The organism is Cupriavidus sp. 01L43 (genome assembly GCF_056399925.1).
Window position 1 is genome coordinate 96,742 of sequence record NZ_JBFTSH010000016.1, and the last position, 16,622, is coordinate 113,363.

Annotated in this window: 12 protein-coding genes, 1 other RNA gene and 1 pseudogene; 7 read left to right on the forward strand and 7 right to left on the reverse strand. The window is 65.8% G+C overall.

Features of this window, described 5'->3' with window-relative positions; genetic code table 11:
• Positions 1 to 22 precede the first annotated feature (22 nt).
• The 4 genes from AC1DP9_RS22405 to AC1DP9_RS22420 all read left to right on the forward strand — a co-directional run bounded on the left by AC1DP9_RS22405 (position 23) and on the right by AC1DP9_RS22420 (position 4,125).
• Entirely contained in the window at positions 23 to 1,300 is a 1,278-nt protein-coding gene (locus AC1DP9_RS22405; protein WP_441591885.1) for a D-amino acid dehydrogenase, read from the forward strand.
• Positions 1,301 to 1,388: 88 nt separating this feature from the next.
• A complete protein-coding gene (locus tag AC1DP9_RS22410) occupies positions 1,389 to 2,309 on the forward strand; it encodes a glutamate/aspartate ABC transporter substrate-binding protein (RefSeq protein ID WP_092298359.1) in 921 nt (306 codons plus the stop codon).
• Positions 2,310 to 2,512: 203 nt separating this feature from the next.
• Positions 2,513 to 3,325: a transporter substrate-binding domain-containing protein gene (locus AC1DP9_RS22415; RefSeq protein ID WP_092298362.1), complete on the forward strand. Its 813-nt coding sequence runs from the start codon at positions 2,513 to 2,515 to the stop codon at positions 3,323 to 3,325.
• Between the two features lie 140 nt (positions 3,326 to 3,465).
• Complete coding sequence (locus tag AC1DP9_RS22420) at positions 3,466 to 4,125, forward strand: amino acid ABC transporter permease (protein ID WP_092298365.1); 660 nt, start codon at positions 3,466 to 3,468, stop codon at positions 4,123 to 4,125.
• 10 nt (positions 4,126 to 4,135) lie between these two features.
• Here AC1DP9_RS22420 and AC1DP9_RS22425 read toward each other — a convergent pair whose 3' ends face one another.
• From AC1DP9_RS22425 to cphA (AC1DP9_RS22435), 3 genes are all read right to left on the reverse strand, one after another.
• Positions 4,136 to 4,615 carry an SRPBCC family protein gene (locus tag AC1DP9_RS22425; RefSeq protein ID WP_092298368.1) on the reverse strand — a complete coding sequence of 160 codons (480 nt, stop codon included), beginning with the start codon at positions 4,613 to 4,615 and terminating at the stop codon, positions 4,136 to 4,138.
• A gap of 158 nt (positions 4,616 to 4,773) precedes the next feature.
• Positions 4,774 to 7,344 (reverse strand): cyanophycin synthetase, encoded by a 2,571-nt coding sequence (cphA, locus tag AC1DP9_RS22430; RefSeq protein WP_477108531.1) that lies wholly within the window; start codon positions 7,342 to 7,344, stop codon positions 4,774 to 4,776.
• A gap of 30 nt (positions 7,345 to 7,374) precedes the next feature.
• Positions 7,375 to 10,020 (reverse strand): cyanophycin synthetase, encoded by a 2,646-nt coding sequence (gene cphA, locus AC1DP9_RS22435; protein ID WP_477108532.1) that lies wholly within the window; start codon positions 10,018 to 10,020, stop codon positions 7,375 to 7,377.
• A 254-nt stretch (positions 10,021 to 10,274) separates the two neighbouring features.
• On the opposite strand from cphA (AC1DP9_RS22435), the gene AC1DP9_RS22440 reads away from it, so the two are divergent.
• Both AC1DP9_RS22440 and AC1DP9_RS22445 read left to right on the forward strand, forming a co-directional pair.
• A complete protein-coding gene (locus AC1DP9_RS22440; RefSeq protein ID WP_092298377.1) occupies positions 10,275 to 12,575 on the forward strand; it encodes a cyanophycin metabolism-associated ABC transporter in 2,301 nt (766 codons plus the stop codon).
• Positions 12,576 to 12,609: 34 nt separating this feature from the next.
• Positions 12,610 to 13,080, forward strand: coding sequence for a cyanophycin metabolism-associated DUF1854 family protein (locus AC1DP9_RS22445; protein ID WP_441591903.1), 471 nt, complete (start codon positions 12,610 to 12,612; stop codon positions 13,078 to 13,080).
• Positions 13,081 to 13,151: 71 nt separating this feature from the next.
• Here the strand turns inward: AC1DP9_RS22445 and AC1DP9_RS22450 are convergent, their stop codons facing one another.
• Positions 13,152 to 13,556 (reverse strand): hypothetical protein, encoded by a 405-nt coding sequence (locus AC1DP9_RS22450; protein ID WP_092298480.1) that lies wholly within the window; start codon positions 13,554 to 13,556, stop codon positions 13,152 to 13,154.
• 141 nt (positions 13,557 to 13,697) lie between these two features.
• On the opposite strand from AC1DP9_RS22450, the gene AC1DP9_RS22455 reads away from it, so the two are divergent.
• Positions 13,698 to 14,066 carry a hypothetical protein gene (locus AC1DP9_RS22455; protein ID WP_092298383.1) on the forward strand — a complete coding sequence of 123 codons (369 nt, stop codon included), beginning with the start codon at positions 13,698 to 13,700 and terminating at the stop codon, positions 14,064 to 14,066.
• A 40-nt stretch (positions 14,067 to 14,106) separates the two neighbouring features.
• Here AC1DP9_RS22455 and AC1DP9_RS22460 read toward each other — a convergent pair.
• The 3 genes and pseudogenes from AC1DP9_RS22460 to gph all read right to left on the reverse strand — a co-directional run.
• Positions 14,107 to 15,267: pseudogene (locus AC1DP9_RS22460) on the reverse strand (O-antigen polymerase); the annotation flags it as partial.
• A 278-nt stretch (positions 15,268 to 15,545) separates the two neighbouring features.
• Positions 15,546 to 15,906, reverse strand: a transfer-messenger RNA (tmRNA) gene (gene ssrA, locus AC1DP9_RS22465).
• Positions 15,907 to 15,960: 54 nt separating this feature from the next.
• Positions 15,961 to 16,620 carry a phosphoglycolate phosphatase gene (gene gph / locus AC1DP9_RS22470; protein WP_092298386.1) on the reverse strand — a complete coding sequence of 220 codons (660 nt, stop codon included), beginning with the start codon at positions 16,618 to 16,620 and terminating at the stop codon, positions 15,961 to 15,963.
• Positions 16,621 to 16,622 lie beyond the last annotated feature (2 nt).

Below are 16,622 nucleotides of genomic sequence, written 5' to 3' on the forward strand. Positions count from 1 at the left end.
TATGGATGGCAAGGCAGGTTCGATGCGCATAGCGATTGTGGGAGCAGGGGTGGTCGGCATGACCACCGCATGGCGGCTGGCCCAGGACGGCCACGAGGTCACCGTACTGGAGCGCCACGAGGGGCCGGGCGAGGAGACGAGCTTCGCCAACGGCGGGCAGCTGAGCTATAGCTACGTGGCGCCGCTGGCCGGGCCGGGCGTGCTGTCGAAGGTGCCGGGCTGGCTGCTGGACCGCGATTCACCGATGCGCTTCCGTCCGACCGCCGATCCCGCCCAGTGGCGCTGGCTGCTGGCCTTCGTGCAGGCGTGCAACGCCGCCACCAGCGAGGCGACCACGCGCAAGCTGCTGCGGCTGGCCTTTTATTCGCGGGACCTGATGCAGGCCTTCGTGGAAGGCCCGGAGGCACGCGGCGAGGGCGGCGGCTTCGATTTCGCGCGGCGCGGCAAGCTGGTGGTGCATCGCAACGAAGCCGCCTATGCATCGGCCTGCCGGCTGCTGGACTACCAGGCCAGCCTGGGCTGCGAGCAGCAGGCGCTGGACCGCGACGCCACGGTGGCGCTGGAGCCCGCGCTGGCCGGCATCCGGGGCGACATCGCCGGCGCCATCTACACGCCGAGCGAAGAAGTGGGCGATTGTCATCGCTTTTGCCTCTCGCTGGCCCATCTGTTGCAAGGGAAGGGCAATGTGTCGATGCGGTTTGGCACACGTGTCACAGGATTGATGACATCGGGCGTCCAGGTGGTGGGCGTGAGGACGACCGATGACGAGGTGCGCGCGGACGCGGTGATCGTCGCGGGCGGCATCGGCAGCGTGCCGCTGCTGCGTCCGCTCGGCGTACGGCCGATGCTGTGGCCGCTCAAGGGCTACAGCATCACGGTGCCGATCGCCGATGGCGCCCGGGCGCCGCATATCAGCGTGACGGACTTCGCCAACAAGATCGTCTACGCGCGCATCGGCAATACGCTGCGCGTGGCCGGCATGGCGGATCTGGTGCGCGGCGGGCCGACCATCGACCGCGAGCGCGCGCAGACACTGGTCGCCCAGACCCGCGCCGTGTTTGGCGGCGTGGCCAATGGCGCCGGCCTCGACGCCCTGCAGCCCTGGGCGGGCCTGCGCCCGGCCACGCCGGACGGCCTGCCGCTGGTCGGCCCGTCGCGCCTGCCGGGCCTGTGGCTGAACCTGGGCCATGGCGCGCTCGGGTTCACGCTGGCGATGGGCAGCGCGGGGATGCTGGCGGACCAGTTGGCCGGCCGCGCGCCGGCCATCGGCGCAGAAGATTTCAGTGCGGCGCGGGCCTGACCGGCGCACAACGGGTGTTGAAGTTTGTAGTACGGAAGTGGGATTGCCTCGAGCTGATTAAACCAAGCCCCATCAAGGAGCGAAAACCATGAAGTCACTGCGTGTCCGTCTGACCCCTACCTGCCTGTCCACCCGCCTGCTGGCCGCCGCCGTGCTGGCCTGCGCTGCCGCCGGCGCGCACGCCGCCGATGGCGATACGCTCAAGAAGATCAAGGACACCGGCGTGATCTCGCTCGGCTACCGCGAGTCGTCGATTCCGTTCTCGTACACGGACGGCAAGGAGGTCATGGGCTACTCGCACGAGATCCTGTTGCAGATCGTCGACAAGATCAAGACGACGCTGAACATGCCGAACCTGCAGGTCAAGCTGACGCCGATCACCTCGCAGAACCGCATCCCGCTGATGCAGAACGGTACGATCGACATCGAATGCGGCAGCACGACCAACAATCTCGAGCGCCAGAAGCAGGTGGCCTTCTCGAACAGCCTGTTCGTCTACGGTATCAAGATGCTGACCAAGAAGGACTCGGGCGTGACCGACTTCGCCCAGCTCAAGGGCCGCAACGTGGTCACCACGGCCGGCACCACGGGCGAGCGCCTGCTGGTCAAGATGAACGGCGAGCAGGGCATGAACATGAACCTGACCAGCGCCAAGGACCATGGCCAGGCGTTCCTGATCCTGGAGACGGGCCGTGCGGTAGCCTTCGTGATGGACGAGCCGCTGCTGTACGGCGAGCGCACCAAGGCCAAGAACGCGAGCGAATGGGTCGTGGCCGGCGAGCCGCTCCAGACCGAGAACTACGCGTGCATGTTCCGCAAGGACGACGCCTCGTTCAAGAAGCTGGCCGATGGCGTGGTGTCGGACCTGATGCTGAGCGGCCGTGCCGACAAGCTGTACACGAAGTGGTTCCAGTCGCCGATTCCGCCGCGCAACATCAATATGAACTACCCGCTGTCGCCGGACATGAAGGCGCTGTTCGCGGCGCCGAACGACAAGGCGTTCCAGTAAGCAGGGAAGGGACTGGCGGCGCCCGGTCCGCCCCGCCCGGCCCCTGGGTGGGGTGGCGGATCGGTTATATAGCCATAATGAATCGTTATTTCGCGTTTGATAGTGTTTGCGGTAGTGTGGAGCCCGTTATAGGCTCTTAGGAGCCTCCGGTTCGCCCCCAAAAGGGGCAGCCGGCCTGATCCGCCTCTCACACTGGAGAATTTATGCGCTCGATTCGTACTGGCTTGCTCAAATCCCTGTTGGCTTCCGCGCTGCTGGCTGGCGTTGCCGGTTTCACGGCCACGGCCGCCAGCGCCGCCGATCTGCTCGACACGGTCAAGCAAGCCGGCGTGCTCAAGATTGGCGTGGAAGGCACGTACCCGCCGTTCGGTTATCGCGGCGCGAAGAACGAACTCGAGGGCTTCGACGTGGACGTGGCGCGCGCCATCGCCGGCAAGCTCGGCGTGAAGCCGGAGTTCGTGACCACCGAATGGAGCGCGATCATCGCCGGCCTGCAGGCGGGCAAGTTCGACATCATCGTCAATCAGGTCGCGGTCACGCCGCAGCGCAAGCAGACCCTCGATTTCTCCACGCCCTACGTCTATTCGGCAGCCCAGTTGATCCAGCGCAAGGACGACAAGCGCGAGTTCAAGTCGCTGGACGACCTGAAGAGCCACAAGCTGGGCGTCAGCCTGGGCAGCAACTACAACGAACTGGCCAAATCGGTGGCCGGCATCGACGTGAAGACCTATCCCGGCGCGCCTGAGTACCTGCGCGACCTGGCCTCGCAGCGGATCGACGCGGCGCTCAATGACAGGCTGATGGTCAACTACCTGATCAAGAACGCCAACCTGCCGCTGCGTCCGGGCGCCGTGGTGCCCGGCGCCAATACCGAGGTCGCCATTCCGTTCCGCAAGGACAATCCGAAGTTCGCCCAGGCCATCGACAAGGCGCTGGAAGATCTGCGCAAGGACGGCACGCTGGTGAAGCTGTCGACCAAGTGGTTCGGCTCGGATGTGACCAAGGCGCCGAAGTAAGCGGACAGGGTTGCGCCCCCCGCCGGGCCAACCCGCTTCCAGCCCGTACCAGCAAGGCCGGCTCCCGAGAGTCGGCCTTTTTTTTCCGCGGCCGGATCACGTATGATCCCGGCATTCCGGATTCCTGACCTGCTCCTGCCATGTCCGCCCTCGCCCTCGTGATGGATTCGCTGCCCGTGCTGTTGCAGGGCGCCCTGCTCACGCTGAAGTTCGCCGTGCTGTCGATGGCGTTCGGCCTGGTGATTGGCATTGTGGTCGCGCTGATGGGCATTAGCCATGCGCCGATTCTCAAAATGGTGGCGCGCGTGTACGTCAGCATCATGCGCGGCACGCCGCTGCTGGTGCAGATCTTCGTGGTCTATTACGGGCTGCCGAGCGTGGGCATTGCGCTCGAGCCGACCCCGGCCGGCGTGCTGACCCTGAGCCTCAACGTGGGCGCCTATCTCTCGGAAAGCATGCGCGGCGCCATCCTCGGGATTGCGCGCGGGCAGTGGATGGCGGCCTACAGCCTGGGCCTGACGCCCATCCAGACGCTGCGCTACATCGTCGGGCCGCAGGCGCTGCGACTGGCCGTGCCGAGCCTGTCCAACAGCCTGATCAGCCTGATCAAGGACACCTCGCTGGTGTCGGTGATCACCGTGACCGAGTTGCTGCGCACCGCGCAGGAAATCATCGCCGCCACCTACCAGCCGCTGCCGCTCTACCTGGCGGTGGCGGTCATCTACTGGATCCTGAGTACCGGGCTATCGGTGTTGCAGCGCGTGCTGGAGCGCCGGCTCTCGCTGCCGGGTCGGCACTGAAGGCGAGGGGCTAGGCGGCGGAGGAGGGCGCCGGTGGCGGCTTGGGGACCTCGACCTGGAGGGGCTGCCCCGTCTCCAGCAGCGTCTTGAGTCCGGCGAGGATCATCGGCCAGCCGTTGCGGCCACCTTGCAGGATCTGCTCGTCCACCGGCTCGCGATGGGTCTCGCTCACTGTCAGCCGCACCGCCTGCCCCAGCGCATCCACCTGCCAAGTGACCACCACCTCGGGTAACTCGCGGAAGGCCTCGAGCCACTCCACGCGCCACGTCACCGAGAGCCGGTAGGGCGGCTCGGCCAGCAGCACCACGCCCTGCGAATCCACCCGGCCGTCGTCCATGCGCAGCACGAACGGGCTGCCCACCTGCCAGTCAGACTCCACGCGCCGCCCGAAGAAATACTGTTCGCTCTGCGCGGGCTCCGTCAGCGCGGACCAGACCTGCTCGGGTGTGGCGGCGATGTAGGTGACCACTACGGTCTGCGGCGATTGCATGGCAAGCCTCCTCTGGATGAGACCGGCGGGGCAGGGCGGTCATCGGAGCGATGGTGACAGTAATGTGGCACCTGCAACCGTTTCGATGCAAGTGGACGCACAAGAAAAAAGGCCGGCTCCTGGGAGCCGGCCTTCGCACGGACGCACAAAGGTGCGCGTTACTGTTCCGCGATGCGCTGGGCGATGTGCCCGAGTGCCTCTTCCACCTGATCCACCAGGATCAGGCACAGGTCGCCCGGCTTCAGGTGCCCCAGCGCGGTGTCGATCGCCAGGAACTCGCCCCGGATCTCCTCCACGTGCTGCGTGCGCTGTGCGCCTTCCAGCCCTTCGCGCAGCAGCGCCAGTACCTCGCCGTCCTCGCGGCCGCGCTGGCACTGGTCCTGATACAGCACCACCTCGTCGAACACGCCGCCCAGGATCTGGGTTTGCCGGCGGATGTCCACGTCGCGACGATCGCCCGCGCCGCTGATCACCACCACGCGGCGGTCGCCCTTCATGGATTCCACCGCATTGCACAATGCCTGGATGGCATCCGGATTGTGGCCGTAGTCGGCGATCAGGGTGGCGCCCCGGTAGTCGAACACGTTGAAGCGGCCCGGCGCCGTGGCGGCGTCGTTGACGAAGGTAGCCAGCCCGCGACGGATCACGGCCCAGTCCACGCCCAGCGCCCAGGCGGCGGCGACCGACGACATCGCATTTTCCACCTGGAAGCCGATGCTGCCGTTGCGCGTCAGCGGGATGTCCGCCAGCGCGATGCGCACCTGGGTCTCGCCCTCGCACGCCACGATCTCGTCGCCTTCGACGAACACCACGCGCTTGCCCTGTGCGCGATGCAGCGCCATCGTCGGCAGCCCGGCATCCTGCGCGAAGAACGTCACCGTGCCGGGGCAGGCGTCGGCCATGCGCGTCACCATCGGATCCGCGGCGTTCAGCACAGCCATGCCATGCGGCGCCACGTTCTGGACGATCACGCTCTTGAGCACGGCCAGGTCTTCCACGGTACTGATATAGGACAGCCCCAGGTGGTCGCCTTCGCCCACATTGGTGACCACGGCCACGTCGCAGCGGTCGAAGGCCAGACCCTCGCGCAGCAGGCCGCCGCGCGCGGTTTCGAACACGGCCGCGTCGACGTCCGGATGCAGCAGCACGTTACGCGCGCTACGCGGACCGCTGCAGTCGCCGGTGTCGATGCGCTCGCCCCGGATATACACGCCATCGGTGCCGGTCATGCCCATGCGCAGGCCGCTCGTGGCCAGCAGATGGGTGATCAGGCGCACCGTGGTGGTCTTGCCGTTGGTGCCGGACACCGCCACGACCGGAATGCGGCCATCGTCGCCATCGGCGAACATCGTCGAGACGATGGCTTCGCCCACGGCGCGGCCCTTGCCGAAGGACGGCTGCAGGTGCATGCGCAGGCCCGGCGCGGCGTTGACTTCGACGATGCCGCCGGCCTGTTCCTCGAACGGCTTGAGCATGGTCTCGCACACGGCGTCCACGCCGCAGATGTCGAGGCCCACCATCTGGGCCGCGGCCACGGCGCGTGCGGCGATGTCCGGGTGGACGTCGTCGGTCACGTCGGTGGCGCTGCCGCCCGTCGACAGGTTGGCGTTATTGCGCAGCACCACGCGCGTGCCGTTGGCCGGCACCGAGTCGGCGGTCAGGTGCTGCTTGGCCAGCGTTGCCAGCGCGATGTCGTCGAAGCGGATCTTGGTCAGCGACGTGGCATGGCCCTCGCCCCGGCGCGGGTCGCGGTTCACTTCCTCCACGAGCTGGCGCACGGTGTGCACGCCATCGCCAATCACCTGCGGCGGATCGCGGCGCGCGGCGGCCACCAGGTGCTTGCCCACCACCAGCAGGCGGAAATCGTGACCGGGGATGTAGCGTTCCACGAGCACGTCCGAGGAGATGTCGGCCGCCACTTCGTAGGCCGTCATCACTTCTTCGCGCGTGCGGATGCGCACCGCCACGCCCTTGCCCTGGTTGCCGTCGCGCGGCTTGACCACCACCGGCCCGTTGATGGCCTGCGCGGCGGCCCAGGCTTCCTCGGCGCTGCGCACCGAGCGGCCCAGCGGCACCGGCACGCCGGCGGCGTGCAGCAGGCTCTTGGTCAGGTCCTTGTCCTGCGCGATGGACTCCGCCACGGCGCTGGTCATGTCGGTCTCGGCGGCCTGGATGCGGCGCTGCTTGCTGCCCCAGCCGAACTGGACCATCGAGCCCTGCGTGAGGCGGCGATACGGAATGCCACGCGCCACGGCGGCGTAAACGATGGAGCCGGTGCTCGGCCCCAGCCGCACGTCCTCGTCCAATTCGCGCAGGCGGTGCAGCGCGTCGTCGAGGTCGAACGGCTTGTCGTCGCGGGCCGCCAGGCATAGTTGTTCGGCGAGTTCGAAGGCGAGCCGGCCGACTTCCTCMTCGCTGTACTGCACCACTACCTGATACGTGCCGGGCTCCACGGTGGGCGCGGTGTTGCTGAAGGTGACCGGGCAGCCGGCGGAGGCCTGCAGGCCGAGTGCGGCGGCTTCCAGCGCGTGGGCCATCGACGGCGTACCGGCCTCGTCGTCAGGACGGAGCGGGCCGATGGCCGGGAAGCGCGCGCGCAGGCGATCTTCGAAGCCGGGCAGGTCGGCCAGCAGGTGCGAGGTGTCCGAGCAGGCCACGATGGCCTCGATGCCAGTGTGGCGGCACCAGAGATTCGGGCCGCGCAGGGCCCGTATACGGGAGACTTCCATAGTATTTCCGTTATTTTTCTGGCCGAGCCATCAGGCGCGGCGGCCGCTACGGCCGACCCACTGGTGTACCTGCTCGACAGTGCCCTCGGGCGAGCCCTCGTCGCACTGGATGACCAGCAGGTCGCCGGCCACCAGTTGCGAGAGCGCGGTCTCGATGGCGGCGCGGCGAGCGCCTTCGTCGATGATCTTGGTCACGCGGCGGCCTTCGTACAGCCCCTTCCTGACCAGCGCGCGGGCCTCGGCATCGGGCAGGTCGCGCTTCACGCTCTGGTCCTCGCAGAGGAACACGCGGTCGAACGCGGCACCGATGATCTTGCCGTGGCTGACGAGGTCCTCGTCCCGGCGCTGCACGCCGGCGCCGAACACCAGCATGCGGCGCTCGGCGGGGAAGCGGTCGAGCGCGGCGGCCAGCGCCGTCAGCGCGGGCGCGTTGTGCGCGTCATCGACGATCACCGTGGCGCCCTGGCGCTCGAACAGCGTGAAGCGGCCCGGCACGTCGACCTGGCCAACGTCGAACGTCACCACGCCGGCGCGGATCAGGTCGTTGGAAATGCCCAGCGCCCAGCCCGTGGCCACGGCCGCCAGCACGTTCTCGATCTGGAACGCCACGCGGCCCGCGTAGGTCAGCGGAATGGCCGACACATCGGTCAGCGGCATCTCGCTCTGGCCGGTAGCCATCACGACCTTGCCTTCGCGTACGAACACCGCGCGCTTGCCCGCCGCCCGGTGCGCGGCAATCGCCGGCAGGTCGGCGGTGAGGCCGAAGAAGATCACGTCGCCATCGCACAGCTCGGCCATCTCCACCAGCCGCGCATCGCCGGCGTTGAGCACCGCCACGCCGTTGTTGAGCACCACGTCCACCTGGGTGCGCAACACGTTGTACATGCGGTCCTCGTCCTCGACGTAGTAGTCGCCGAGGTGGTCCGGCTGGGCGAAGTTGGTCACCACGCCAACCTGGCAACGGTCGTACGGCAGGCCCTGCGACAGGATCATGCCGCTGTCGTTCTCGAACACGGCCGCTTCCACGGCGCGGTTCATCAGGATGCGATGGCCGGCTTCCCAGTTGGCGCGGTCGCCGGTCTCCACCTGGCGGCGGTCCAGGAACAGGCCGTCGCTGCACGCCAGCCCGGTGTGCTTGCCCGAAAGTTGCAGCAGGCGCGCCACCAGCTTGGCCACCACGGTCTTGCCGTTGTTGCCGGTGATGCCGACCACGGGGATGCGGCCGTCATCGGCGCTGCCATCCTTCGCGTCGGGGAACAGATGGTCGATGATGGCGGGGCCCACGGGGCGCGGCGTGCCGTCGGCCGGCTTGATGTGCATCAGCAGGCCCGGGCCGGCGTTCACCTCGACGATGGCGCCGCGCTGGTCGGCCAGCGGACGCGAGATGTCCTCGGCCACGAGGTCCACCCCGGCGATGTCCAGCCCCACCACGCGCGCGGCCAGCGCGGCATGCGCGGCCACGCTCGGGTGCACGCGGTCGGTCACGTCGAAGGCGACGTTGCCGTTGCGCTGGATCAGGATGGTCTTGCCGGCGGGTGCCACGGAATCGCCATCTACCAGGCCCTGGCGCTTCAGTTCCAGCCGTGCGGCGGAATCGAGCCGCACGCGGTTCAGCGGATGGTCCTCGGTGCTGCCCCGGCGCGGATCGGAGTTGATCTGCGAATCGATCAGTTCGTCGATGGTCGAGGTGCCGTCGCCCACGACGCTGGCCGTCTCGCCCATCGCCGCCGCCACGAGCCGGCCGCCCACCACCAGCAGGCGGTGTTCGTTGCCCGGCACGAAGCGCTCGACGATCACGCCGTTGCCTTCGTCGATGGCCACCGAGTAGGCGGTTTCCACTTCCTCGCGCGTCATCAGGTTGGTGAACACGCCGCGGCCGTGGTTGCCGTCGTATGGCTTGACCACCACCGGCACGCCAATGCGCTCGGCGGCGTCCCAGGCGTCCTCGGGGCTCTCGACCATGCGGCCTTCCGGTACCGGCACGCCGCAGGATTCCAGCAGCGTCTTGGTCAGGTCCTTGTCGCGCGAGATCGATTCGCCGATGGCGCTGGTCCGGTCGGTCTCGGCGGTCCAGATGCGGCGCTGGCGCGCCCCGTAGCCAAGTTGAACCAGATTGCCGTCGGAGAGTCGGATGGAGGGGATGTCGCGGTCATCGGCAGCATCGACGATGCACGCCGTGCTCGGGCCGAGGCAGTGTTCGTCGACCAGGCGGCGCAGGTTGTCCACGGCGTCGGGTACGTCGAACGGGCGGTCCTCGATGGCGGCCATGACCAGATCACGGGCGGTGAACAGCGCGGCGCGCGTCACCTCCTCGTGCCAGGCCCGGACGATCACCTTGTAGACGCCCCGCACGGGGGTCTCGCGGGCCTTGCCGAAGCCGCCCGGCATGCCGGCCAGGTTCTGCAGCTCAAGCGTCACGTGCTCGAGGATGTGGCCGGGCCACGTCCCTTCCTTGAGCCGCTGCAGGAAGCCGCCGCGCTCGCCAATGCTGCAGCGATGCTCGATCAGCGACGGGAGCCAGGCCGACAGGCGCTCGTAGAACCCCGGGATCTTGTTGGAGGGGAAATCCTCCAGTTCGCCGATATCAACCCATGCCTCCAGCACTGGCCGATATGTCCACATATTCGGGCCGCGCAGCGACATGACATCGAAAATCTCAATGTCCTTCTTTTTCATTGATTTAGCTTGAGGCAGTGGGCGAATGCCCGAGAAATGGGAGCCTAACCTTTCAGTAACGTTTCAACGGCATCAGGGTTGACCCCTGAAGTCCGGAAGACGTTGTGCAGCGCACCAGGCGCCCCGTTTGTTTGCGTTATGTATACTTGCGGGCAAAATCGCGGGCCGCCAGCCGGCTTCCCGCCTAAATTGTTTCAAGTTATGTCCGTGTCTACCCTGTTGTGGACTCACCGCGGACGCATTTCGCGCCAATAATGACCCAATCCTCCCCGTCCGTCCCAATCCCCTCCGGCCCGCAAGGTCGTTGGGGCGCCGAGATCGGCACGAGCCTGCAGCCCGGTGAAACCGTGCTGGCTGGCCTTGACCTGGACCTGGACGCAAGGCTGCATTTTACCCAAGGGTGGCTGGTTGTGACCGACCGCCGGCTGATTGCCCGGGGGGGCGGTGAAAAAAACATCGTCGACTGGGAAATTACGCCTGCCTTGACGCTGACCCATGGCGACCACGCCGGGGTTGGCTCGCTGGAACTGGCCGACGGCCGCGCCCGGCTGGGGAGCTGGCGCTACACGCTTGGTTACAATCCCGACGCCCTGCGGCTGGCCGATCAGTTCGAAGCCCGCCGCGCGCTGCTCGCCACCGGCCAGGCCGCCGTGCCGGCCGACGACGATGTCTGCCCCACCTGCAAGGCCCCGCTGCCCCCCGGCGAGGACGTCTGCCCCCAGTGCAGCCGCGACCTCGAGACCCCGCCATCCACCTGGGCGCTGCTGCGCCTGTGGCGCTTCGCACGGCCCTACCAGTGGGAGCTGCTGGCCGGCTTCCTGCTGACCCTGCTCGGCACCGCCGCCACGCTGGTGCCGCCGTACCTGACCATGCCGCTGATGGACAAGGTGCTGATTCCGTACCAAAACGGCGTGCCGATCGACTATGAGCGCGTCAAGATGTACCTGGCCGGGCTGCTCGGCGCCGCGCTGGTGGCGTGGAGCCTGGGGTGGGCGCGGACGTATCTGCTGGCGCGTGTATCCGAGCGTATCGGCGCCGATCTGCGCACAACAACGTACGAACACCTGCTAAAACTGTCGCTCGAATATTTCGGTGGCAAGCGCACGGGCGACCTGATGGCCCGTATCGGCTCCGAAAGCGACCGCATCTGCGTCTTCCTGTCGCTCCACCTGCTCGATTTCGCGACCGATGTGCTGATGATCGTCATGACGGCCATCATCCTCATCTCGATCAATCCCTGGCTGGCGCTGGTGACGCTGGTGCCGCTGCCGTTCATCGCCTGGATGATCCACCTCGTGCGGGACCGGCTGCGTCACGGCTTTGAGAAGATCGACCGCATCTGGTCCGAGATCACCAATGTGCTGGCCGACACGATTCCCGGCATCCGCGTGGTCAAGGCCTTCGCCCAGGAAAAGCGCGAAGTCGACCGCTTTCGCGAGGCGAACAAGCACAATCTGGCCGTCAACGATCGCGTCAATGCCGTCTGGTCGCTGTTCACGCCTACGGTGACGCTGCTGACCGAAGTGGGCCTGCTGGTGGTCTGGATCTTCGGCATCTGGCAGGTCAGCCACGACGCCATCACGGTCGGCGTGCTGGTCGCCTTCCTGACCTATATCAGCCGTTTCTACACGCGGCTGGATTCGATGAGCCGGATCGTGTCGGTCACGCAGAAGGCTGCCGCCGGCGCCAAGCGGATCTTCGACATCCTGGACCATGTGTCGAGCGTGCCCGAGCCGCAGCGCCCGGTGCATCTCGATAAGGTGGAGGGCGCCATCGAACTGCGCGACCTCGGCTTCCGCTACGGCAACCGCGCGGTGATCCGCGGCCTGAACCTGTCGATCCGGCCAGGCGAGATGATCGGGCTGGTCGGCCACAGCGGCTCGGGCAAGAGCACGCTGGTTAATCTGATCTGCCGCTTCTACGATGTGTCCGAAGGCGCGATCCGCGTGGATGGCATCGACATCCGCTCGCTGCCGGTGTCGGAGTTCCGCCGCCATATCGGACTGGTACTACAAGAGCCGTTCCTGTTCTTCGGCACGATTGCCGACAACATCGCCTACGGCAAGCCCGACGCCACGCGCGAAGAAATCGTCGCCGCAGCGCGGGCCGCGCATGCGCACGAGTTCATCCTGCGCCTGCCGCACGGCTATGACTCGCTGGTAGGGGAGCGCGGGCAAGCGCTGTCCGGCGGGGAGCGCCAGCGCATCTCCATCGCACGCGCGCTGCTGATCAATCCGCGCATCCTGATCATGGACGAGGCCACGTCGTCGGTGGACACCACCACGGAGAAGGAGATCCAGAAGGCGCTGGATAACCTCGTGCAGGGACGTACGACCATTGCGATCGCGCACCGGTTGTCCACGTTGCGGAAGGCCGATCGCCTCGTGGTGATGGATCGCGGACAGATTGTCGAAGTCGGCAATCACGACGAACTGCTCGCGCGCGAAGGCGCCTACTACAAGCTCTACCAGGCGCAGGCGCGCAATGTCGATGCCGATGCAGACCTGCCCAGCGCGGGCGAACGCCTCGATACGGAGGCCGTCAATGCGCAGTGATTCTTCAGGTGATTCGATTTCTCGGCAAACCGCTATGCAGACGCCCGATTACACGTTGTCCCGCAACCCGTTCGGCAAGCTCGTTCTGACGACGGCCGACGGCACGGCGCACGAGGGCGTGGTGCCTGTGCGCGCCTTCCCGATTGCCGCGCCCGACGACGGTGTCGGCATGATCAGCACCGATGGCCGCGAATTGGCGTGGATTCCGCGCCTCGATACCCTGCCGGCGCCGATGCGTGCCCTGATCGAGTCCGAACTGGCCGCGCGCGAGTTCATGCCGGAAATTCGTAGCATTGTGGGTGTGTCCACCTATGCCACGCCGAGCGTCTGGACGGTGCGGACGGATCGTGGCCAGACCGACCTCGTGCTGCGCGGCGAAGAGGACATTCGTCGACTGACCGGCAGCACGCTGCTGATCTCCGACAACCACGGCATTCATTACCTGATTCGCGACCTGTCCGCGCTCGACAAACCGAGCCGCAAAATACTCGATCGCTTTCTTTGATTTATAGTCTTGTTCGCGCAAGCAAAAACGGCACGCCCTCGGGCGTGCCGTTTCAATTTCCGATGTTGGATTTAGTGCAGCATGGACGGCATATCGTCGTCTTCGTCATCCCAGTCTTCATGCATGATGGGAGACTCCGGCGCCATATCCCACACCATGGAATGGAAACGCGGCGTGAACCATTCGCGGAACATGGCCAGGGACATATTCTCGGGCCACATGGAATCATCAAACCATTCGCCCAACATGAATTCGAAGAACGCCTGCCAGCGCTTTTCCACCCAGCGCATAGCAGTCTCCGGGGAATCCGCCACTTCCGACGGCAACAGGAAGACGCTGGCGTCGTCGCGGACGTCCTCGAGCGACAGGCCCGGCACGGGCTCCGGGTCGACGGCCTTGATCCAGTCCAGGAACGGCTGCTCGGGCAGCAGCATGACCATGGAGCGGTTGAGGGTGAAGCGGGGGTGGTCGGTCATGGAGTTGGGCAGGAAGAGGCGGGCGTCCATTGTAGCCCCGTGCGGCCAAGGGACCCATGCGTTATCTCGTGTCCTGGAGGAAGGCTTCAGGAAAATGGCAAATCTGCCGATATCCATGGGATCTGGCATTGGAGATTGGCAATGAGCCTCACATTCCAAGCGCCCGGTGAGGCGGTCGCCCAGACGGCGACGGAGCGCTTTGCCGAGGCGGAGAAGCACGAAGACCGGCAAGTGCGCTGGGCTGCGCAGGCGGCCATCGCGCTGGATTCCGGCGATATGTACCTGGTAGGCCTGGTGCTGTTCAAGGCCATCCAGGAGTACGGCATGGAAGCGTTTGCCGACCTCAGCGGGCAGGCCCCGGGCCGCCTGCAGCGGCTGTGGATGCCGGGCGTGTTGGTATCAGTGAACGAGGCCTCCCAACTGTTCGGCCTGCTTGGCGTGCACGTAGCGCTGGACCGCTTCTATGCCGCGCGCCTGGCAGCGAGCCAGCCGGCGGAATCCGTGCACTGAGCGGCTTTGTCGCCGTGAGCCTGACGAAGAGCATGTACCAGAAAAATACCTGCACCCAGGTAGATAACAGCGTTGCGTACATATCCTGGAAAAACTGCATGACCAGTGGGAACAGGGTCGCCGAATAAATAAAAACCCACGGCCCGCCGCGGTTGCGCATCAGGCGGAACAAGGTGAAGTGCAGTGCCGCCGAGGCCACCGCGAATCCCACCACGCCCGCCGCCCCAAAATCGCGAAAATACGGATCCATGACCGTGAATACGTTTACGCGATCCGGCACGTGCACATAATCACGTATCAGCGGCAGTGATTCGAATTCGATCCCTGCCAGCTTGGTAAGCAAAAGCTGGAAAAATCGCAGCGAATAACCGCCCAGCGCCAGCGGTTCCGTGTTGCCGTCAGCCACCACGGCCATCGCCATCGTTGGTGACAGCACGTAGACTTTCAGCATCTTCAGGATGCTCTCCGCGTTAGCCGTCAGCGTGGCATGGTGGTCCAATCCCTTGCGCGTGAGCAGCGCCACGACAATGAACGAAGCGAGCAACATGACGCTCAGGATGACGGCGCCGCGTAGCTTGAGCTTGCCCGTGGAGATCAGCGGGAAAGCCAGGAAGCAGAACATCATCAGAAAGAACGTCCTGCCCGTGCAGAGGAATGCCATGGCAACCGCGGAGCCGACGCTGACGATCAAGTCCAACACGCCCTTTCGCGTTGCCACAAACTGCACCAGACGAATCGACGCCACGACGAAAGCCAGCGGGACGAAATAGGCCAGCAGACCGTATCCGCCGGCTCCCTCCTCGATCAAGGCGGTGCGTAGCGCGATATAGCCAGTTCTGGATAAGATGCTGCCTCCGGCCAGTTGCGTTGCTTTCAGATAGAGCAGGGGCACCACTGCCAGGACCGCCCACTGCGCCCATGCCAGGCAGTAAATGCGGTAGTCCATTTCCACGCTCGCGGGGGCGCAGCGCTTGCCCCGTGTTGCGGCGACCGCGAACGCGAGATACACGCAAAGCATGCTCGCCAACAACTGCCAGATGTATGGGGATGTGGGAGAGAAGGTCCCGCGTGTTGCCATCAGCCCGACTGTGATGCACAGCCACAAGCTGAAGAAAATGCTGAATGGATTACCTGGCCCGAGCTTGCCGGCAACCGAAATGGCAAGACCGATCAACGCGAGCAAGGCACAAATGGCGAGCATGTCGTTGTTGTGGACGCTGGTTGGCGGGCAGATTCAAAGATAGTGCACGCTGCGTGGCCATGCATGCGGCGCCTGACAAGCGAGCGAATGGCTCCGCCAGCTTCGCTCGTTGCCGAAGCGTCTGAAGGCCATTCCATGGGGACATTTTCGGCTGATATAGCCGGATGGGGTATAGGTCGCGGTCCTACAGCGACGCGTCGTTGCGGCAACAAAAAACCCGCGAAGCAGAGTGCTGTCGCGGGTTTTTCGCCTTCCGAATACAACGACGGACTAGATACTGGTGGAGCCGGCGGGAATCGAACCCGCGTCCGCAAGCCCTCCACAGAGAGTTCTACATACTTAGTTCTGTCATTTGTTTTAACCGCCGCATCGCGGACGAACACGCTCTACGACGGCGAGTCACTAGGTTTTCGTCCTCGGGCCCGTGACACTCCCGAAGCTTATCTGACGTAAATGACCTCGCCAGTTCTTGCGAACCCTAGCCCGTCAGCGAGCCAGTGCGAGGACGGCTAGCCCTTAGGCAGCCAGTGCGTAACGTTCGTCGTTAGCAGTTATTACATTCCCATTGATTAACGAGGTGACGGGTCCTCGGTATGCCCTCCACTGCTTCGCAACCCACGTCGAAACCAGGTCGGCCCCAGTGTGAAGATGTAGGAGACGGATTGTACTCGCTTTGGCTGCCTGCCGGGGGCTTCAGTTCCCGAACAGCGCCAGCAGCTCGGCCGGGTGACGGATCAGGTAGTCCGCGCCCCAGGCTTCGGGCGGCTCGCCGTCGCCACAGTAGCCGTACGCGGCGGTCACCGTGGCCATGCCGGCCGCTTTGCCGGCCTGGATGTCGCGCAGGTCGTCACCCACATACAGGCAGCGTGCCGGTGCCACGCCGCTGACCTCGGCTGCATGCAGCAGCGGGGCGGGGTGGGGTTTGGCATGCGCGGTGGTGTCGCCGCTGACCACAGCCGAGGCGCGCGGCGCAAGGCCGATCGCGGCCACCAGCGGCACCGTGAAGCGGGCGATCTTGTTGGTCACGATGCCCCAGCGGATGCCGGCGGCTTCCAGCCGGGCCAGCACCTCGTCCATGCCGTCGAACAGGCGGGTGTGCACCGCGATGTCGGCCTCGTAGTAGTCGAGGAAGGTATCGCGCAGGGCGGGGAAGTCGGGGTCCTCGGGCGACTTGCCGAACGCCGCGCCGATCAGGCCGCGTGCGCCGTGCGAAGCTACCGGGCGCAACTTCTCATAGGCCACGGGCGGCAGGCCGCGCTCCACCACGAGCCGGTTGGCGGCTGCGGCGAGGTCAGGGGCTGTGTCGGCGAGCGTGCCGTCGAGATCGAAAAATACCGCGTCGAAGGTGCGCATGA